The 20,572-nt window shown below is 56.8% G+C and carries 18 protein-coding genes; 5 read left to right on the forward strand and 13 right to left on the reverse strand.

The window, feature by feature from the left end; all coding sequences use genetic code 11:
* Positions 1-223: 223 nt before the first annotated feature.
* Complete coding sequence (gene greA, locus AVCG78_RS17765) at positions 224-709, forward strand: transcription elongation factor GreA (protein ID WP_071206980.1); 486 nt, start codon at positions 224-226, stop codon at positions 707-709.
* A 145-nt stretch (positions 710-854) separates the two neighbouring features.
* Here the strand turns inward: greA and melA (AVCG78_RS17770) are convergent, their stop codons facing one another.
* The 6 genes from melA (AVCG78_RS17770) to melA (AVCG78_RS17795) form a co-directional block, all read right to left on the reverse strand.
* Positions 855-2,216, reverse strand: coding sequence for an alpha-glucosidase/alpha-galactosidase (gene melA, locus AVCG78_RS17770; protein ID WP_071206979.1), 1,362 nt, complete (start codon positions 2,214-2,216; stop codon positions 855-857).
* 24 nt (positions 2,217-2,240) lie between these two features.
* Entirely contained in the window at positions 2,241-3,908 is a 1,668-nt protein-coding gene (locus tag AVCG78_RS17775; protein ID WP_071206978.1) for an ABC transporter ATP-binding protein, read from the reverse strand.
* 12 nt (positions 3,909-3,920) lie between these two features.
* Complete coding sequence (locus AVCG78_RS17780; protein WP_071206977.1) at positions 3,921-5,042, reverse strand: ABC transporter permease; 1,122 nt, start codon at positions 5,040-5,042, stop codon at positions 3,921-3,923.
* On the reverse strand, positions 5,039-6,052 hold the full coding sequence (locus AVCG78_RS17785) for an ABC transporter permease (RefSeq protein ID WP_012653539.1): 1,014 nt from the start codon (positions 6,050-6,052) through the stop codon (positions 5,039-5,041). The genes AVCG78_RS17780 and AVCG78_RS17785 overlap by 4 nt, the downstream gene beginning before the upstream one ends.
* A gap of 73 nt (positions 6,053-6,125) precedes the next feature.
* Positions 6,126-8,213 carry an ABC transporter substrate-binding protein gene (locus tag AVCG78_RS17790; RefSeq protein ID WP_071206976.1) on the reverse strand — a complete coding sequence of 696 codons (2,088 nt, stop codon included), beginning with the start codon at positions 8,211-8,213 and terminating at the stop codon, positions 6,126-6,128.
* Positions 8,214-8,326: 113 nt separating this feature from the next.
* Complete coding sequence (gene melA / locus AVCG78_RS17795; RefSeq protein WP_071206975.1) at positions 8,327-9,799, reverse strand: alpha-glucosidase/alpha-galactosidase; 1,473 nt, start codon at positions 9,797-9,799, stop codon at positions 8,327-8,329.
* 190 nt (positions 9,800-9,989) lie between these two features.
* On the opposite strand from melA (AVCG78_RS17795), the gene AVCG78_RS17800 reads away from it, so the two are divergent.
* On the forward strand, positions 9,990-10,934 hold the full coding sequence (locus AVCG78_RS17800) for an AraC family transcriptional regulator (protein ID WP_071206974.1): 945 nt from the start codon (positions 9,990-9,992) through the stop codon (positions 10,932-10,934).
* A gap of 105 nt (positions 10,935-11,039) precedes the next feature.
* Here the strand turns inward: AVCG78_RS17800 and AVCG78_RS17805 are convergent, their stop codons facing one another.
* Together AVCG78_RS17805 and AVCG78_RS17810 are read right to left on the reverse strand one after the other, a co-directional pair.
* On the reverse strand, positions 11,040-11,435 hold the full coding sequence (locus AVCG78_RS17805; RefSeq protein ID WP_071206973.1) for a hypothetical protein: 396 nt from the start codon (positions 11,433-11,435) through the stop codon (positions 11,040-11,042).
* A 69-nt stretch (positions 11,436-11,504) separates the two neighbouring features.
* Entirely contained in the window at positions 11,505-12,002 is a 498-nt protein-coding gene (locus AVCG78_RS17810; protein ID WP_139191574.1) for a hypothetical protein, read from the reverse strand.
* A 245-nt stretch (positions 12,003-12,247) separates the two neighbouring features.
* On the opposite strand from AVCG78_RS17810, the gene AVCG78_RS17815 reads away from it, so the two are divergent.
* From AVCG78_RS17815 to AVCG78_RS17825, 3 genes are all read left to right on the forward strand, one after another.
* Complete coding sequence (locus tag AVCG78_RS17815; RefSeq protein ID WP_071206971.1) at positions 12,248-12,916, forward strand: response regulator transcription factor; 669 nt, start codon at positions 12,248-12,250, stop codon at positions 12,914-12,916.
* Entirely contained in the window at positions 12,913-14,283 is a 1,371-nt protein-coding gene (locus AVCG78_RS17820; protein ID WP_071206970.1) for a sensor histidine kinase, read from the forward strand. Before AVCG78_RS17815 ends, AVCG78_RS17820 begins: the two co-directional genes overlap by 4 nt.
* A 119-nt stretch (positions 14,284-14,402) precedes the next feature.
* Positions 14,403-15,011, forward strand: a complete 609-nt coding sequence (locus tag AVCG78_RS17825; protein WP_070163452.1) for a J domain-containing protein — start codon at positions 14,403-14,405, stop codon at positions 15,009-15,011.
* A gap of 66 nt (positions 15,012-15,077) precedes the next feature.
* On the opposite strand, the gene AVCG78_RS17830 is transcribed toward AVCG78_RS17825, so the two are convergent.
* The 5 genes from AVCG78_RS17830 to AVCG78_RS17850 all read right to left on the reverse strand — a co-directional run bounded on the left by AVCG78_RS17830 (position 15,078) and on the right by AVCG78_RS17850 (position 20,480).
* The gene (locus AVCG78_RS17830) at positions 15,078-16,091 is read right to left on the reverse strand and encodes a zinc-binding alcohol dehydrogenase family protein (RefSeq protein ID WP_071206969.1); all 1,014 of its coding nucleotides are present in this window, start codon (positions 16,089-16,091) and stop codon (positions 15,078-15,080) included.
* 53 nt (positions 16,092-16,144) lie between these two features.
* A complete protein-coding gene (locus AVCG78_RS17835; RefSeq protein WP_071206968.1) occupies positions 16,145-17,434 on the reverse strand; it encodes an L-fuconate dehydratase in 1,290 nt (429 codons plus the stop codon).
* A 116-nt stretch (positions 17,435-17,550) separates the two neighbouring features.
* Positions 17,551-18,363, reverse strand: coding sequence for an amidohydrolase family protein (locus AVCG78_RS17840; RefSeq protein WP_012653550.1), 813 nt, complete (start codon positions 18,361-18,363; stop codon positions 17,551-17,553).
* 2 nt (positions 18,364-18,365) lie between these two features.
* Positions 18,366-19,370 carry an aldo/keto reductase gene (locus tag AVCG78_RS17845; RefSeq protein WP_071206967.1) on the reverse strand — a complete coding sequence of 335 codons (1,005 nt, stop codon included), beginning with the start codon at positions 19,368-19,370 and terminating at the stop codon, positions 18,366-18,368.
* Between the two features lie 168 nt (positions 19,371-19,538).
* A complete protein-coding gene (locus tag AVCG78_RS17850) occupies positions 19,539-20,480 on the reverse strand; it encodes an ABC transporter substrate-binding protein (protein ID WP_071206966.1) in 942 nt (313 codons plus the stop codon).
* Positions 20,481-20,572: the final 92 nt, after the last annotated feature.

Genomic DNA, 20,572 nt, shown 5'->3' on the forward strand with positions numbered 1-20,572 from the left:
TGTCTTTCTCAATTTCATGGCACCGCGCCTTCAAGGTTTCCTGCAACAGCGATAGTTTTCTGCTGTGGGCGCTACGAGCACACCGTGTGTCATGCTACACTGTCCCGCACGATGATTGCCGTTCGCTCAAAGCGCCGGTGTCCGTGGCGTTCGCACTGGTTGTCAATGCCTTGAAGGGCGACATTAAACTGTAGGCGTCGAAAAGTCTGAATAGAGATCGAATATGAGTGTTGCATTTACCAAGGAAGACAGTGCGGAAACAGCAGCTGAAACGCTACTGCCCGAGCGTCCGATTTCGCCACATCCGAATCTCGTGACGGAATCGGGATTAAAAGCGCTGGAGCGGCAACGTGTGCAAGCACGTGACGCCTATGATGCCGCGCGCGCAATTGAAGACGTCAATGAACGGCGTCGGCAGATGGCCAGCCCTTTTCGGGATTTGAATTACCTTGAAGAGAGGCTTCACACGGCTCAGGTCATGCCCGATCCGATCACCGCTGATAGCGTTGCTTTTGGGACGACCGTGACGTTCACCCGTGATGATGGACGCGTCCAAACCTATCGCATCGTCGGCGAAGACGAAGCAGATCCGAAGGCAGGATCGATCTCCTACGTCTCCCCGGTGGCAAGGGCGCTTATCGGCAAGGCTGTCGGTGATGTCGTCAGTCTTGGTGATCAAGAGCTTGAGATCACGGCTATCTCGCCGTGATCTGACGCGAGCGCAAAACGATGTGTCATCGTTTGCCCGTATCAGCGCCGATGAGACAGAATTGAACGATCGCACCAGCGAAAAGTGGACACTGGTTTTCCCTCGAGTCTGTCAGGTTCAATCTGAACCTGACAGGTTGTCGTCATTACGCCACCCCTCCGATGCGGGCCCATTGCGGAATCCACTGATCGTGAGCCTTCAACAGGTCCGTCGTCAATGACCAGATCTGGTCGAGGTCGAGTTCGGCTGCTGTATGCGGGTCCATCATCGCGGCGTGATAGAGGTGTTCGGGGTTTTCGTTGATCAAGGCAGCCACCGTCAGTTCCTGCACGTTGATGTTGGTGCGCATCAGGGCTGTGAGCTGCGGTGGCAGGGCGCCGATGGTGGTGGGCTGAATGCCGTTGTCATCGACAAGGCAGGGCACTTCCACGGCGCAATTGTCCGGTAGCGAGGTGATGCAGCCATTGTTGCGCAGGTTGCCGTAAATCACCGAGGGCTCACCCGTCCAGACCGAATTGATGATCGAGGAGGCATATTCCTTCGATGGTTTGACTTCGATCTTGTCTGCGGAACGATAGGCGGCGGCCTGATCTTTCCATCGCTCGACCTGCTCAATGCAGCGCTTGGGATATTCGTCCAGCGGAATGCCGAATTTCTCAATCAGGTCCTCGCGGCCTTCCTTGATGAAATAGGGCGTGTATTCGGCAAAATGCTCCGAGCTTTCGGTGACGAAATAGCCCAGACGAGTCAGCATTTCATAACGCACCTTGTTTGGGCAGCGAGGGTTCCAGGTGGGCTTCGGCGCACGGCCCTCACGATAGCCACGCAGCAGATCGGGATAGAGGTCACGATAGGAGCCATCCGGCTGGCGATGCTCAAAATTGAGGTAGAACGCCATGTGATTGATGCCGGCAGAGCGGTAGCGGATGTCCTCATAGGGAATGGACAGATCCTCTGCCAGTTCCATCGCGGTACCCTGAACGGAGTGGCACAGGCCAACCTGTTTGATGGCCGGATATTTCTCGGCAATCGCCCAGGTATTGATGGCCATCGGGTTGACATATTGCAGCATGATCGCTTGCGGGCAGACCTGCATCATATCCTCGCAAATGCTCCACAGATGCGGCACGGTGCGCAAACCGCGCATGATACCGCCAACGCCCAATGTGTCGGCAATGGTCTGGCGCAGGCCATATTTCTTTGGCACCTCGAAATCGGTGACGGTGCAAGGCTCATAACCGCCGATTTGGAAGGCGACGACCACGAAGTTGGCCCCCTCCAGCGCTTTGCGCTGATCGGCAAAGGTCTCAACCGTGGCGGATGCGCCAAAGGTGGAAATCAGCTTCCTGGCAACAACTTCGCTTTCTTCCAGACGCTGCGGATTGATATCCATCAGTGCGATCCGCGCACCTGATAGTGCCGGACGTTGCAGAACGTCACCGATGATATTCTTCATGAACACGGTGGAACCGGCACCAATGAAGGTGATTTTGGGCTGTTTTGTCATGATGGGGTCTCGCTGTCTTAGGGATTATGTGGCGACGTTGAAAGCAGCTCTGACGAGCCGCTGGGTGTAGGCGGTTTTGGGATGGCTGAGGATGTCCTCAACAGGTCCTTGCTCAACGATCTGCCCGTGCTGCATCACCGCAACCCGGTGGCAAAGCGCGCGGACAACCTTGAGATCATGGGAAATGAAGAGATAGCTCAGGCCCTTTTCATCCTGAAGCTTGCGCAACAGGTCGATGATCTGGGCTTGAACGGATAAATCGAGCGCCGATGTCGGCTCATCCAGCAGAATGAATTCCGGCTCGAGTGCGACCGCTCGGGCGATGGCAATCCGCTGGCGTTGGCCGCCGGAAAATTCGTGCGGAAACCGCGACAGGATATTTCCGGGCATGCCCGCGCTAATCAGCGCCTCGCGCACGCGGTCCAGCCGCTCACTGCGGCTTGTGCCGATATTGTTGACGATCAAGCCTTCCTCAATGATCTGGCCTACCGACATGCGGGGGTTGAGCGAGGAAAACGGGTCTTGAAACACCACCTGCATACGCGAGCGCAAAGGTCGCATTTGTTCGCGGCTGTTGTTCTCTATGGCTTGGCCGTCAAACAGGATCTGGCCGCTATCAACACTCATCAGTTTGACGAGGGCTTGGCCAAAGGTGGTTTTGCCGGAACCACTCTCGCCCACCAGACCCAATGTTTCATGGCGGTGCAGGGTGATGGAAAGGCTGTTGACGGCCACCAGTTCTTTCAACTGCGGTTTGAAAAAGCCACCATGTTTGAGCATGAAAGACACACGCACATCGCGCCCTTCCAGAATGGTGGCAGAGTCGACCGGCATGGGATTGGCCATGCCCTTTGGTTCCGATGCCAGCAGATGGCGGGTGTAGGGATGCTGCGGATTTTCAAACAGCGCCGTTGTGGTGTTATGCTCCTTCACCTCACCGTTTTGCATGACATAGACATAGTCTGAAAACTGCCGAACAACGGTGAGATCGTGGGTGATCAGGATCACTGCCATGCCTAGGCTTTTTTGCAAATCGCGGATCAGGTTGAGAATCTGCGCCTGCACGGTCACGTCCAGCGCCGTGGTGGGTTCATCGGCAATCAGTACATCCGGGTTGTTGGCCAGCGCCATGGCAATCATGATGCGCTGGCGCTGACCGCCGGACAATTGATGCGGATATTGGTTGAGACGGGCCTCTGGCTCCGGGATTTGCACCTGACGCAACAGCTCCAGTGCGCGCTCCATGGCTTGCTTGCTGCTCATTTTCTGGTGAACGCGGATGGCTTCTGCGATCTGTGTGCCGATGGTGTAGACTGGATTGAGCGAGCTCATCGGCTCTTGAAAAATCATCGATATCCGATTGCCGCGAAGTGCTCGCCGTTGCCGATCCGAAAACTTCAGGATGTTTTGCCCATCGTAGGCAATGCTGGAGCGGGCCGACAAGGTGGCGCGCTTGGTCAACAGCCCCATGATGCTGCGGGCCGTGACCGATTTGCCAGAGCCGGATTCGCCAACAACGGCAATGGTTTCGCCTCTGTAGAGCTGGAAAGAGACATTCTTGACCGCCTCGACTGTGCCGCCTTCCACCTTGAAGGAGACGGCCAGTTGGCGGGCATCGATAATCGGCGTGCCGAGAAGGCTGGTGTGATCGTGCCTCTCATCAGGTGCCAATGCATTGGTGGTGTTTGCCATGACTTGGCCTCCTCAATAAGGGTCAACGGCGTCGCGCAAGCCATCACCCAGCGCATTGAACGCAAAGACGGTGATCAGCACGAAAGCCACGGGAGACAGGATCCACGGATAGGACCCAATGACGGAATAGGTCGAGGTATCCTGCAACATCAGGCCCCAGGAAATCAGCGGCGGCTTGACCGCAAAGCCCAGAAAACCAAGGAAGGATTCCAGCAGCACCACGCTTGGAATGGCCAGCGTGACAGAAACGATGACATGGCTCATCACATTGGGAAAAATATGCTGCAGAATGATGCGCCGATCTGTGGCCCCGATAGCCATGGCGGCCCGCACATAATCAATGCGGGCCAGCGCCAGTGTTTTGCCGCGCACTTCGCGCGACATCTGCGCCCAGCCCAGTGCGGACATGACGATGATGACAAAGCCCAGAAACACATTGGTGGGAGCGGTCACCGGGATCAGCGACGTCAGTGCCAGATAAAGCGGCAATTGCGGAAAGGCCAGAACCAGCTCTACAAAACGCTGCATCCAGGTGTCGAACTGGCCACCATAATAGCCGGAGACCATGCCGACCGTTGTACCCACCACGGTGACAATAAACACCACCGTCAAGGCAATCATCAAGGACACGCGGGAGCCGTAAAAGATACGTGACAGCACATCGCGGCCAAATTTATCGGTGCCAAGAAAATTCACCGGTGTGCCATCCGTTGCACCGAAGAAATGGCGATCACTGGGCAAAAGACCGAACAGGTTATAGCTGAAACCCTTGACGAAAAAGCCGAGATTGACGGGGTGATCATAGTCTGGCCCTGAAATGGGCTGGAAGGTAATAGGGTCAAGCGCCGTGCTTTCCCCCAGCGGATAGGTGCGGGGCCATACGAGATTGCCCTCTTGGTTGGTGATGCTGATGGTCTGCGGTGGCGCAAAGGCTGTGCCGGTCAGCTTCGGATCCACGGGAGCGAAAAACTCGGCAAACACCACCATCAGCATCAGCAGGCAGACCAGCACAAGGCCCATCATTCCGGTCCATGACCGCCGAAGACGCCGCCAGACCAGCGCCAGATAGGTTTCGTTGCTGTGTGAATTATTGGCGGGAGAGGACATGGCTATGGTTTGAACATCGGCTTTCATGCGTGTGCTCCTCCGCCCAATCTTACCCGTGGATCAAGAAGTGCGAGCAGCATGTCGGCAATGATATTGCCCACAATCAACGTGGCCGACAAAACCAGCATGAAGGTTGCGGTGACATAGACATCGCCGACCCACATGGAGCCAACAATGGCCGGGCCAACGGTTGGCAGGGCAAAAATAATCGCGGTTTCGATCTCGCCGGTCAGCATATAGGGCAGTACCACGCCCTGATACATGATCAGCGGATGCAGCGCATTTGGCACCGCATGGCGCAAAATCACCTGTCGCTCGCTGAGGCCCTTGGCGCGGGCGGTTTCGACATATTGCGCGTTCAGCGTATCCAGCAGATTGCCGCGCATGACCCGCATATTATAGGCCAGCCCGCCAAAGGTGGCGATGGCAATCACCGGCCATACATGCTGCAAGAGGTCGAGGAATTTGGCAAAGGACCATGGCGCTCCACCATATTTGGCGGAATTGAAACTGTTGATTTCCGTAGCATTGAAATGGAACACCATGATGTAGACGATGATCAGCGCCATCAAAAAGCGTGGCACGGTCATGCCGAGAAACGAGATGCCCGAGAGCAGGCTATCCACCCAGGTATATTGCCGGGTCGCGGCCAGAATTCCGAAGGTGATGCCAATGATGGAGGCAAGGATATGGCAGACAAGCGCCAGCGCCAATGTCCGGGGCAGCCGCTCGCCCACCACTTCCGACACAGGTTTGTTGTAGAACAGGCTATGGCCAAAATCGCCCCGGGTGACGATGCCGGTAATCCAGTTGATGTATTGGATGGGGATCGGTTTATCCAACCCATTGGCAATTTTATAGGCCTGCGCCTGCGCATCGGCAGCTTCAAACGATGCACCACCCTGATTGATCATCTGGGAGCGGATATAATCGCTGTAATCTCCCGGAGGGGCCTTGATGATGGCAAAGGTCACAACGCTGAGAACAAACAGCACAGGAATGGCAGAGGCTATGCGCACCAGCAGAAATCTAAACATGGGAATGTGCTCTCTTGTGTTTCAGGGAGTTGCCTTCAGCCTGCGCAAAATTCACAGGCTGAAGCGCTGCTGATCAGTTGAGAGGTTTGTTTTCGCCCGGCTTGCCGGGAAGCTGGTTTTTGAACAGCTCAAAATCACCCTGCTTGTCTGCGGCCACAAACATGCGTTCGCGGATGATGGTGTCTTCCGCCCAGTTGAACATGAAGATCGGAGCGCCGACTGGAACATTGGAGAACCGCTTGTTGATGATCAGCGCACCCGGATATTCCGTCAGTCCGATGGTATCGACATTTTCAGTGGCGATTTTCTGATACTGTTTCATTAAATCCCGTCGCTCGACATTGTCCTGAGACGCAATGAACCTGTTGACGATGGCAACCAGCTGCTTCTCATAGGGCATCAGATCAACCGTGCCGTCCTTCCCCGCGCGGTGATGCCCGCTGGTGCGTGGTCCGGTCGGCGCCAATTGGGCGGTGTTTTGCACCACGGATGTCATGTCGGGATCATTGCGGCGGATCATCCAATCGAACCGGCCGCCAAAATTGGCTTGATCGCGTTTGACACCATCCAGTGAGTTCAGCACCACTTTCAGGCCGAGCTTTTCCATCTGGCCAATCACGCCTTCGGCAAGATTGCGATCGGTTCCATAGTCTGAAGTGGACAGCAGAACGATCTGCACATCCTGACCACCCGCCACGCCCGCCGGGAAATTGACGAAGCCGTCGCCATCGGTATCCTTCAGCCCGGCCTTGGCCAGAAGTGCCTTGGCACCGGCCAGATCGAAGGGATAATAGATCGTTGACTGGCGATCATAAAAGCTCGTTCCTGACGACAATCCGCCCGGATAAATGGCGGTGAACGGTCCCTTGACCAGAGATTCCCCGATCTTCTTACGATCCAGTGCCATGGTAATGGCTTTGCGGAAATCGGGATTGCGGTTCAGCTCGCGCACGGCCTGGCCACGCGCATCGGGATCACCCCAGCCATTGGCCGAATAGTTGAGCCGCAGATTATAGCCAATCAGACGCGCGCCAAAGGCAAGGCGGGAAGGGGCAGATGGCTGCGCTGCCCGCTTCAGGCTTTCGACAAAATTCTCGGGCTGCTCAAGATTGGACAGGTCGCCGGAGCCAGCAATGGCCTGCACATCGCGGTCGGCCCACGTCGAGAGCTTGTAGTGAAGCTCATTGATATAGGGCAGTTGATGCCCCTGCTCATCCACCTTCCAGTAATAGGGATTGCGGCGCAGCACGATCATATCATCAGAACGATAGGACACGGGCACCCAGGCACCCATCACCGGAATGTTCATATATTCAGGCGGAAAGCCGTTCTTATACTGATCATAGGTGAAGTCCTTGGCATATTTCGGGTGCTTTGTTTTGAGGATATGGGCCGGGCCGGGGCAGAAGGTTCCGTAAGCCATAGCGAACAGATATTGCCGCGGAAATGCCTCCTTGAAGGTCCATTCCACGGTATAATCATCAACGGCTTTCAGCGTTGTACCGACGCCAAATGTTTCCGGCGTAGCACCGTTCAAGGGCGTGACATTTCTGTCCAGAACATTGTCATTCCAGTAGAACATCACATCATCGGAGGTGAACGGCACGCCATCCGACCATTTTGCGCCCTCAATCAGATGCATGGTTAACTTGTGTCCATCCGCCGACCAATCCCAGCTCTTGGCCAGATTGGGCAAAGGTTCGACATCATCGGCCTTCACCTGAAACAGTGGGGCTGTACGGGTGAGGCATTCCGACATGGCAATGTCGATACCGCCCCAGCCTTGGGTCTGGCCCGCCGAATAGTTCCAGCCCTCGGGCCTGCCACCAATCACGTGGCGCAAGGTATCGCCATAGACACCGATGCCATCGGGCATATTGCCGGTCTTGAACACCAGTGGCTCTTTCGGTAGGCGCTCCTTCACCGGCGGCAGTTTACCAGTTTTGACGAATTTCTCCGTCACCCAATCCGGCTCGCTGTAACTCGGAAGAGCCTTGAACTCCTCAATGGAATCCCGCGGCACATAGGTGATCTTGCCTTGCCCCGGAAAGGGAGGGGCTTCGGGCACGACGGTCGGCTCGGATGCAAAGGCTGCAACAGCAAAAACCGACACGCCCAGCAACAGGGCGGCGGTCTTTCCAGTGTGAATGACGCTTTTCATAGTGATTGTTCCCTCCTCACTTCTTATAGTTGTGCCGCAAGCCGTGCGGCGCTCCCTTGCTGATGATGATATTCAGCCCCTCCTCAGAAACCGGATGTCATGCTTTGTCTGGATCAGCTTGCGGCCTTCAACTCTGTGGCTCGTTTTTCGGCCCGCAATTCGTCAATGGAGCGCACGTCGCGGCGGGCAACGCCCTTCCAGTCGCGTGTCTTGACAGTGGCACGGCTCAGGCGTTCTTCGGCTTCGGGAATGGCATGGGCATATTGCGGCAGCCATTCGGCTTGCGCCACCACCATCTCATCCACCATTTGCCAGACTTCTTCCGGCGTGCAGATCGCCCCCACCAGCGGATCATGCAGCACTGCGAGTTTCAGAAGATCGATATCCCCCGAAATAGCCGCATGCACTGACATCCGCTGGACATTGATGGAGGAAATGCAGGTGGCCGCACAGGCTTCCGGCAGGGTGATACCCGCCACCATGTTGATACCGAAGCGATCGACAAATCCGGGTGATTCAATAATGGCATCGGAGGGAAGATTGGTGATGATACCATTGTTTTTCACGTTGAAATGGCCGCGATAGACCCGCCCGGTTTCCAGCGCTTCGAGAATATGGCTGGCATGTTCATTGGAGCGTTTGGCCGGATCAAGCGGCTTGCCCGCACTTTCCAAAAACTGCGGAAACTCGGTTTCAAACCAATTACGGGTCTCAGTGGAATAGCGCAGATAACCGCCGGTTTCGCCGTGAATCCAGTCGGACATATCAATCCAACGGGCAATCTCTTCAGGCCGCTTGCGGTACCAAGGCAGATATTCCGACAGATGGCCGTTGCTCTCGGTTGAATAGACCCCGAAGCGTTTCAAAACATCGATACGCAGCTTCTCCTGCTGCGAGAAAATCGGATGGGCCTCAAAGGCATTGACCAATTCTTGCTTGCCAATCTTGCGGCCCTTGACGCGCACATCGACAAACCATGTCTGGTGATTGATGCCAGAGCAAATATAGTCCAGCGCACCCGGACCTGCGCCCAAAATCTCGGCGATCTGCTCCGCGCCATGCTGCACACCATGGCAAAGCCCGATCGTATCGACCTTGCCATATTCAATCGCCGCCCAGGTGTTCATCGCCATGGGGTTGGCATAGTTGAGGAATTTTGCACCCGGCTCGGCCAGCTCGCGGATATCCTTGCAGAAATCCAGAATGACCGGAATATTGCGCTGGCCATAGAGAATGCCACCTGCGCAAATCGTATCCCCCACGCATTGATCGACCCCATATTTCAGCGGAATACTGATATCATCGGCATAGGCTCCAAGACCGCCGACGCGCACGCAGCTGATAATATAGCGCGCCCCCGAAATGGCGTCGCGGCGATCCGTAGACGCCGTCACCTTGGCAGGAAGCCTGTTTGCCTCGACAATTCGATCCAGAATTGTCTTGATCATATCAAGATTGTGCTGGCTGATATCGGTGAGCGCAAATTCCACATCGTGAAACTCCGGCACACTCAAAAGGTCGGTGAAAAGTTTCTTGGTAAAGCCGACGCTGCCAGCCCCGATGATGGCGATCTTGAAGCTGCTCATACAATGCTCCTCCACATGTGTTAGACCGTTTTGTCTCGATAGGGTAAAAATGATTCGCACAGGCGGAATGAAGCGTCCGTCAAGTGCCGGTCGCATTCCCTACGAATATTGCCAGGATCAATGTATATTTTCCTCTTGAGCGGCATTATCTGTAAAATCGTTCAGACCGCCAGAGAGGTATTATGCTTTCATGGGTAATTCTGTGCTAAAGACGATGATTGACGCTGGGCCGATCATGCGCACCGTTTCGCTGCCTCGGGGCCGCCATAGCCTGCATACCATGCCCACCAGCACAGGCTATGAAGTGCGCAGCGATGCCACCTATGACTGGGATGGCAGGAAGCGCGGGCAAACACCGTTTACCGTTCTTCAGCACACGATTTCGGGTGCTGGAAACCTGCGCTATGATAACAGCACCTATCGGGTCACGCCGGGCCAGACATTGCTGGTCCTGGTGCCGCATAATCACCGTTATTGGCTGGAGCCTGGAGGACGCTGGGAGTTCTTCTGGATTTCGATGAATGGCGAGGAAGCGCTGCGAATCCATAACGCGATCCTCACGGCCATGGGGCCTATTCTCACCCTGAACCAGCAGACCGTCGAGCATCTTGCCGATTGCAGCCAACGCCTCATTGCCGGGGGCGCGGAGACGCCGGGACGGGCCTCTGCAATAGCCTATGAGGCCGCCATGGCGCTTTATGACGATGTGTTTGGCTCACATCCGACCTTGAGCGCGGAATATCGCACAATGCAGCATGTCATCGATCATATCTCGGCCAATCTGGATCAGTCTCTCTCCGTTGAGCAACTGGCGGCAGTGTCTGGTCTCAGCCGAGCCCATTTTTCACGGGTCTTTGCTGCGAGCGAAGGCATGCCGCCAGCGGAATTCGTGCTGCACAAACGTCTGAAAAGAGCAGTCAAACTGCTGACAAAGGGCTCGCATCTCTCCGTAAAGGAGATATCGACGATGTGCGGCTTCGAAGAGCCGAACTATTTCTCCAAGGTTTTCAGGCGTCATTTCGGAGCCAGTCCGACCGAGTTCAGAACGACCGGAATGTACTCAAGCATGTTGCAGGGAGCCGTTGAGGCCCAGACAAAACCGGCTCGATTTCATAGGCCCGACGTGAACGAGTGATGAGGTGCAGGCGTTTTACACCATTGCCGTCGGGGCTTGTGGCTGTCCGCTTTGGGTGATGCTGTCGCACGGTTACCATCCGTGCGACAGCGAGTATTATAATGCTTAGGGATGTGCAGGTCCATTCAACCGATCAATAACCTGAAGCAGGATATCGGCGCAGGCCTTCATTGGCTCATCGTCAGCGCATTTGATGTCAATTCTGGTGTCGCCATCTTCAACCCGGAAATGGGCCGCCTTGGAAGGTGCCGGCGGTGGTGGTGGGCGATGGCCACGGGGACCCATCGGGCCTTCTGGGCCACGCGGAGGAGGTCCTGCACGCTCTTCCGGACCGCCTGGCATGCCTGGTGGCGGCGGTGGCGGGGTTCCGGCATCGGCGTCGGGGGCCATGCCGCCGGCGATTGGTGGGGCTGGTGGCTGCGGCGGTGCTGGCGGCTGCTGGGCAAACGCGGTTCCGGCCAGTGCAGCGAGTGCTACGGCGGAGAGAATATATCGTTTCATAGGTTTTTCCTTTGGTGGGGATGGAAAGCGCATCACTTAACGTGACAGCCTGCTTTTGGTTCAGGTTGCTCAGGGGGCAGGTTTATTGGCGAAGTCACCGAACGGTCTATGCGGCGGCGGACCTGGCGGACCAAGAGCCGCTGTCTTCCCGCTGCTATCGACAAGGTAGCTCGCATGCACGACGCCATCGTCAAACCGACCCTGGATGGTCACGACGTCATCCTTCGTGACAAGGCCTCCACCGTCTCCAGCCGGTCCGGTTTCGACCAGAGTCTTGCCGCTGTCGTCCTGCAGGATGAACTTGTTGCCGTAAATCTCGCTGACTTTTCCCTTGATGGTGACCAGACTTGATGTTGGCATCGTTGAAATCGCAACAGGAGACATTGGAGCCATTTCGGGAGCGGGACGCACCAGCTTCATGGCACCGGCACCCCCAACCGCGCCGATGGCGAGCGCCACGGCGATTGCGGGAAGAGCCATCCAGTATCGTTTTCGTCGCTCGTGCGGAGGAGCAGGCCTGCCGGCCTTTTCCGGATGCTCGTCGCTAGGATGTTCGACCGTCATCATTCATTCTCCTTGGTGATTGACCAGAGCATTTCCGACTGCAAAACCGCTGCATGCTGTGTTGGAAATGGTCTAGGGTCTGTCGTGTTCGTTTGTCTTTTCAGGAAAACCGGTTTCCACTTCCCCTGACAAACTCCAGGGATATCTACACTTCCTCTGCCGTTACCCCGCTGAACCTTCTGGTTCAGATTCAGTTCAGCCATTTTCGATAAGTCTGGCTCTTCTCCTACAAATGAAAGTTAGTTCTCATGCGCGTACTGCTCGTCGAAGACGATGAAGACCTGAGTGGCCGGATCGCCACTGCGCTCAGGTCGGAGAACTTCGTGGTCGACATCGCCCGCAATGGCGAGGACGCGCTCCATGCCGGACTGACCGAGTTGTTCGACATTGCCGTGCTTGATCTCGGGTTACCGAAGATCGATGGCGTCACGGTTCTAAAGGGGTGGCGCGAAAGCGAACGCAATCTCCCCGTCCTTGTCCTGACGGCGCGTGACGGCTGGCCGGACAAGGTATCGAGCTTCAAGGCCGGTGCGGACGACTTCCTTGCAAAGCCGTTCAAAATTGAAGAGCTGGTGCTGAGGTTGCGGGCCTTGGTGCGCCGGGCAACTGGCCATGCTTCTTCACGCATTTGCTGTGGCGCGCTGATGTTTGATGCTCAACTCGGCACGTTTGAGCTGAATGGGCTTCCAGTCAAACTGACTGCGCTGGAATGGCGGGTCCTGTCATGCCTCATGCTCAGGAAGGAGATGGTTGTTGATCGGCGCGAATTGAATGAGCGGGTTTATGACGGAGACGCTGAGGTGGATTCCAACTCGATCGAGGTCATCATCGCAAGGCTGCGCAAAAAGCTTGGTTCTGACATTATCGAAACAGTCCGCGGTCGGGGCTATATGCTGACAGCGCCGGTGCAGCCATGACGTTTCCTACGCTCAACCGCCCCAGATCAATTGCCGGACGACTGCTGATTTTTTCCGGCATCTTCGTGACCCTGGCCCTCTTGGTGGCGTCTGCCGTTCTGTGGCTGGCGCTCAAAACCGTCATCCGCGAGCAGATCGATCAGCGCCTCGATACCCAGATCAGCGCACTGGCCAGTGCGGTGGTGCGGGATGAAGGCGGTAGGCTCACGCTTTCTACACCGCTGGACGCGCCGCCGTTCGATCGCCCCGGATCAGGCTGGTATTGGCAGATCGAGAGCATGGGGCAGCAACTCACCTCACGTTCGCTGTTGGGTGGAACCATAGACACTCCGCCACTAAGCCAAGATTTCTTCCAGATGATCACCGCCACGCCGACCCCTGGAGTGGGTCATGACCATGTGCGAACGCTCTATTTGCGTCAGAGCACCCGTGATGTCGGTGGCGCCATCATGACGATTACAGTGTCCGCGCCTCAGGCGGCGCTCGCCGATCCCGCTATTCGCGCTTTGCTGTGGCTGGCACCCAGCATGCTGCTGTTGGGCGCTGTGCTAATGATTGGCACGCTCTGGCAGATCCGCTTTGGCCTTCGTCCCCTCACATCGATGGCAGCCGACATCGACGCCATCAACCGTGGAGAAAGGTCTCGGCTTCCCGATATGCCCATCATCGAGCTCGCGCCACTGGCATCGAAGACCAATGGGCTGATTGAGGCCAATGAAGAAAGACTTGCCGCAACACGCATTCAATTTGCCAATCTGGCGCACGGATTGAAGACACCCGTCGCCAGCCTGCTGCTGGCGCTTGATAGCGGCAACGATCAGGACGGTTCGCTGCGCGACCTCGTCGCTAAAATAGACAACAGGATCAAGCACCATCTCAGTGCCGCCCGTCGGGTGATGGCATCGGCGGCTAAGGTTGCGCGCACCAATGTGGCTCAGTCAATTGCCGACGTCTATGGCGCGATCAGCCTGATTCATGCGGATCGTGGCATCACCTTTCAAACCGAAGTGGCGGATGGATTGTGTGTCGCCTGCGACGAAAAGGATGTCGAGGAAATGTTTGGCAACCTGATCGACAACGCCTTCAAGTGGGCATCGGAGCATGTTTCAGTTCTTGCTGAGCGGGATGGACCTATGGTGAGGATCAGCGTTGAAGACGATGGTCCCGGCATTCCGTTAGAGCGTCTCCATACAGTTCTCCTGCCTGGGGTTCGGGAAGACGAACGGGTTCCTGGCGATGGTTTTGGTCTGACGATTGTAACGGAAATGGCCGGTCTCTATGGGGGATCGTTTCAACTAGAGCGGATTGACCCGACTGGCTTGCGTGCGGTGCTTGCGCTTCCAGCCGCCAAAGGTTCCGTCCAATAACCTGATGAAGTGCTGCTTATCTTGATTGGTCAACCAATCGTGACGGCTGACGCATTTTCTGCAAAGCACCCTTGTCCAAATTCCTTGCCGACCGTAGCGGTAAAGCCATATAAGGCAGCATGACCTCTGATTCAAAGATTTTTGTTGGCCTTCGGTCGACGCGTAAAAAGCCTGCTCCAGACCGTGGATCGACAGGTCCGAAATGCCAATGGGATGGCTGCGACAAGGCTGGAACGCATCGCGCTCCTGTCGGCCAAATTGCCGAGGGCCTCTATCTGCTGTTCTGTGCTGATCATGTGAAAACCTACACCAAAGGTTACAATTTCGCACCCAATCTGTCTGACCCTGTAACGGCGCGCTATCAGAAGGATGCGGCGAGCGGCAAGCTGCAGACGTGGGGGACCAGCGTCAATAAGCCGTCGGAAATTCCGCTCCCTTCCACAGCCCGCTCCGGCTCGGCAAAGGCGACAAACGCACGTAAAAGTGCTGCACAGCGCCAAGCGGAAAAATTGGATACTCAGCGTCGTAAGCTCAAGGTGCTGGAAGCGAAGGCTTTCGAGACGCTTGGCCTTTCGCCGGATGCAACGCCGGAAGAGATCAGAAGCCGCTATAAGCAGAAGCTCAAAATGCATCATCCGGATGCAAATAATGGCGACAGAAACTCCGAGGATAAGCTTCAGGCTTCGATCGACGCCCATAAAATCCTTAAGCTCAACGGATTTTGTTGAGTGTAGGGCACGAAAGAACAGGCAGGTTCAAGTGCGGTCTGTCTCCTGAATTGCCAACCTCTGAACCTACCCAACCTCCAGGATGGCCTTGATCACACCGGCTTGAGGCTGGGACCATTCCTTAAAAAGCTTGACGCCATCATCAAGGTGGCCGGTATGGGTGTTCAAAGCCCGCGTCGGCACCTTGCCAGCCTCAATCTGGCGGACGACTTCGGCAAAATCGTCGGGTTGGGCATTGCGGCTGGCAATCAGCGTTGCCTCGCGCTTGTGGAATTCTGGATCAGAGAAGGTGATGTCCTGGCGAACGACGGAGAGCAGGACATAGCGTGCGCCATGGGCGAGGAAATTGAAACCGCGCTGCATCGGAATGGCATTACCGGTGGCATCGATCACCACATCGAAACCATCGCCACCCGTCATCCTCTCGACTTCAGCCTCAGCCGACGCATCGGCAAACAGCGATTGATCCGCCATGAGGCGATCCACGGCGAAGGCCAGGCGATCCTCGCGGGTGTCCATAACAGTCACATGCGCGCCTCTTGCCTTGGCAAAGATGATTGCCGACATGCCGATCGGGCCGGCGCCGGTGACGAGAACACGATCCTGCTTTCCGATGTTACCGCGTTTCACACCATGAGCGCCGATGGCCAGAAACTCAATCATCGCTGCATCGGCAAGTGAAATGCCACCCGTCGGGACGACATTCTCTTCCGGCACGCTCACATATTCGGCCATGCCACCATCACAGTGAACGCCAAGAACCCGGATGTTCTGGCAGGCATTCGAGAGACCCTTGCGGCAGGCATGGCAGGCGCCGCAGGACAGGTAGGGGACAATATAGACGGCATCGCCGGTCTTCAATTGGCTGCCTGCGGGCGCCTCCGCAACCGTTCCCGACAATTCATGCCCCATGACGCGAGGATATTCCAGAAAGGGATGCTTGCCCGCATAGATGTGAAAATCCGTGCCGCAGATACCGACATGGCGGATGCGCACGAGAACCTCGTTTTCTGCCCGCGGGGGTGGCGCGCGCTCGATAAGGGAGAGGCGGCCGGGTTCTTCGCAGATGAGCGCTTTCATCAGGATGTCCTTTATTCAGTGGATGACGGGTCGCGTGTTGGGAAACTGACGCGTCAGACTGCCTTTGGTGTGGGGAACGTATAGGCAGCAATCGATTCCGGCTTCATCTCGATGGAAAAGCCGGGGCGGGATGGCGGCATGTATGCGGCGTTTTGGATGATGCAGGGATCGATGAAGTGTTCGTGCAGATGGTCTACATATTCGATCACGCGGCCCTCTCTGCTGCCGGAGACCGCGATATAATCGATCATCGAAAGATGCTGGACATATTCACAGAGCCCGACGCCGCCAGCATGCGGCCAGACCGGCTTTTCGTATTTCGCCGCCAGCAACAGCACGGCCAGAACTTCGTTAAGCCCGCCCATCCGGCAGGAATCGATCTGCACGATGTCGATCGCCCCCTCGGTGATGAACTGCTTGAACATAATACGGTTCTGGCACATCTCGCCGGTTGCGACCTTGATTGGCGCAATGGCATCGCGGATCTTGCGGTGGCCTGCCACATCGTCCGGGCTGGTTGGCTCCTCGATGAAAAAAGGTTTGGCAAAGGCGAGCTTTTTCATCCAGTCGATGGCCTGGCCGACTTCCCAGACCTGATTGGCATCGACCATCAGATAACGATCCGGCCCGATCACCTCGCGGGCAATCGTCAGGCGGCGAATGTCATCCTCAAGATCACGTCCAACCTTCATCTTGATATGATCGAAGCCCTGGTCGATGGCGTCCTGCGCCAGACGGCGCAGCTTGTCATCGTCATATCCCAGCCATCCGGCCGAGGTTGTGTAACAGGGATAGCCTTGCCTTTCGAGAAGCGCGATGCGCTCGGCCTTGCCGTCCTCCGCCTTGCGTAAAATCGCGACAGCTTCCTCGCGGGTCAGCGCATCGGTGAGATAGCGATAATCGACGATATCGGCGATCTCTTCCGGTGACATGGTCGATACGAACTGCCACACCGGCAGACCGGCCTGCTTTGCCATGGCATCCCAGAAGGCATTGACGACAGCGCCTGTTGCCAGATGCATGGCGCCCTTGTCGGGTCCGATCCAGCGCAACTGGCTATCGCCAGTCAGCTTTCGCCAGAACTTGCCAGGCGCAGCCCGTACTTCGTCCAGATCCACGCCCACCACCAGATGGCGCATGGCCTTGATCGCCATACAGCAGATATCGTTGCCGCGGCCAATGGTAAAGGTGAGGCCATGGCCTTCCAGGCCAGGCTCATCCGTTTCGAGGACCACGTATGCCGCTGAATAATCCGGGTCCGGGTTCATGGCATCGGAGCCGTCGAGGCTTGCAGATGTCGGAAAGCGCAGGTCGAAAACAGTGAGATTGGTAATGCGGGTCATGTCAGCCTCTCGGGCAGATCCGCAAAGCGGTGATGCGCTTTTGCGCCGGACCTGCAAATTGAAACAAGCATTGGTGCCTTCTTCAGTTCATTTAAAAACGAGTCACTATGGGTCCCTCAAAGGCCATAGAAGCGGCGGGCATTTTCACAAAACACCCGATCATGTGCGGCTTCCGGCACGATGGCGCGGGCCTGGGCAAACCAGCTGTCATAATCGCTGACGAGGTTCAGCACGGGCCAGTCGCTGCCCCACATCACCCGCTCCGGCCCAAAGAGTTCGAGGATCGTCTCGGCATAGGGACGAATGGCTTCGGGCTGCTGCGCACCGGCTTCGGTCAGCAGGCCGGATAGCTTGCATGAGATGTTTTCCAGGTCGGCAAGCCGCGTCATGGCCGTGCGCCAGTCGCTATAGAGCCCTTGGGCGATGACGGGTTTTGCCCCGTGATCGATGACGACAGGAAGAGCGGGATACCGGCGCGCAAACCTCTCCAATGGTGCGAGGTGGCGGGGCAGAACCAGCGCGTCGAAGGTGAGACCCGACGCCAGCATCGCCCCGATGGCCGGGTCGAGTGCGGGATCGTCGATCCAGTCATCCTCGGCAATATCCTGCACCATCGGGCGCAGGCCCTTCAGCTTCGGATAGGTCGCCAGTTCCGTGATGAGGGTGGCCGCGTCCGCCGCCTTCAGGTCAACCCAGCCCACCACGCCAAGAATGAAATCATGGTGTTGCGCCAGATCCAGCAGGAATCGCGTGTCATCAATGCTCGGCAGTGATTGAACCAGAACCGTCCCCCCAACGCCCGTCGCTGACAGTTGCGGCTCTAAGTCTACGGTCCCGAAATCCCGGTGAATGGTGGCAAGTTCCGGTGGGGGCCATTGGCCTTGCCGGTTTTTCATGAGCCAGAAATGCTGATGGGCATCGATGATCATGGTCACACTCCGATCGGGACGCCATCGGCGATGATGCCCTTGTCCTTCAGGGATCGCCACACGGAGGAGGGGACGTCTTCCTGCATCCAGGCCACGTTGGCGCGGATCTGCTCGGCGTTGCGGACGCCGGATACCACGGAGACGACGGCGGGATGCAGCAGCGGAAAATTCAAGGCCGCTGCCTGTAGCGATACGCCTTCAGCGGCACATGCCGCTTCGATTTCTGCGACGCGCGCAAGAATGTCGGCGGGTGCCTCGGCATAGTTGAACTTGCGGTTTCCCGCCAGCAGGCCCGAATTGAAAACTCCGGCCACCACAATCCCGATATTGGCCTTTTCCGCCCGGTCCAGCAGTTTTAGGCTGTCCTGTTCCAGCAGCGTATAGCGCCCGGCCAGCATGGCGACATCGATATCGAAGGCATCCATAGCATCCCAGACCGCCTGCCACTCATTGACACCGAGGCCGATGGCCTTGACGAGGCCAGCGTCGCGCAATTGGCCGAGCGCCTTGAACCCGCCGCCCTTGGTCAACTGTTCCCAATAATGCCCGTGTTTTGCACCATGCGTCATCTGGCCGATGTCGTGGACATAGAGAATGTCAGGCTTCAGCACGCCCGTGCGCTGCTGGCTTGCCTCAAAGGATTTCAGAATGGCGTCATAGGTGTAATCGTAGACCGGACGGAACGGCAGGGGCTGAATATAGGTGTCTTCCTCTGGTCCGACGGTCTCATCGGGAACCATCACCCGGCCCACCTTGGTGGAGAGCACGTAGTCTGCGCGCTCATGCTCGGTCAGCATCGTTCCGAGACGGCGTTCGGAGCGGGTGTAGCCATAGAATGGAGCGGTATCGAAGTAACGAATGCCTGCATCCCAGGCGGCATCGAAGGCCCCGAGCGCTTCCTGGTAACTCGTCCAGCGATAGAGATTGCCCATCTGCGCACAGCCCAGACCCATCACCGTGAAGGAAACATCGCGATTGCGCAGCTTGCGCCTGTCGTTGACCTGCATTGTCCTGCCTATACACTGAAAAATCCGGGGAAACGGCACGCGGGGTAAACCCGCGTGCCGCACTTGCATCAGAGACTGTCAGGTTCAGATTGAACCAAACAGTCTCTGATCTTATTTTTTTCGTTTGTCTTTTCGGGAAAACCGGGTTCCACTTTTCCCTGACAAACTTTAGTAGAGCACGTTCTTGGCTTCCGGCTTGTCGATGTTCTGCTTGGTGACGACCACGACGCCGGTGTCGATGAACTTTTCGACCTTTTCCTTCGACAGAAGCTTCAGAAGCGTATCCACGCCCTTTTCACCCATCTGATAGGAACCCTGGACAACGGTGGCTTCCAGCGTGCCGTCCTTGACGAATTCCTGAAGGTCCTGGTTGCCGTCAAAGCCGATAGCGACGAGCTTGCCAGCCTTGCCAGCCTGCTTGATCGCCCGGCCCATGCCGATGGCGGTCGGCTCATTGGCGCCGAATATGCCTTTCAGGTCGGCATTGGCGGCAACAACGTCGGTCGTCTGGTTCAGCGCGGTTGCCATCTGCGACTGCGAATAGTAGGGGCCGACGATCTGGAGTTTCGAGTTGGCCTTGATGTAGTCGGTAAAGCCGCCAACGCGGCCGATTTCGGAACCGGCACCCGCGACATAGGACATCACGGCGATCTTGCCTTCGGTCCCAACCTTCTGGATCATCGCCTTGGCCGCCAGTTCGCCAGCTGCCTTGTTGTCCGTTGCCAGGAAGGCCTGGTAATATTTCTCGGCATCCTTCGAGAGCATTGAGTCAATGATGACGACGGGAATGCGGGCTTCCCAGGCCTTTTTCACCGCCGGGACCAGTGCGTCCGGGTCGGATGGTGCAAGCAGGATGGCATCGACCTTCCGGTTTACGGCGTTTTCGACCATATTGACCTGATCGGCAATGGCGGATTCCGCAGCCGGACCCTGGAAGGTTATTGTATGGGCCTTCTGCTTGCCAATTGCGGCATCCGCGCCCTTCTGGACGTTCTGCCAGAAGGTGGAATTGACGGTCTTGACGATCACGGCGATTTCGCCCGCCGAAGCGGTGAGCGCCCCCGACAGTGTAAAGACTGACGCCGCAAGGGCCAGGGCTAGTTTACGCATAGTTTTCCTCCTCAGTGTGACGGGCCCTGCCGGGGACCGATGCGGGGGAAGGCTCCTCCCTTCCCATATTCGTTCTGATCCCCGCGTGATGG

It is taken from the genome of Gillisella vitis (assembly GCF_021559775.1).
Lineage (GTDB): Bacteria > Pseudomonadota > Alphaproteobacteria > Rhizobiales > Rhizobiaceae > Allorhizobium > Allorhizobium ampelinum.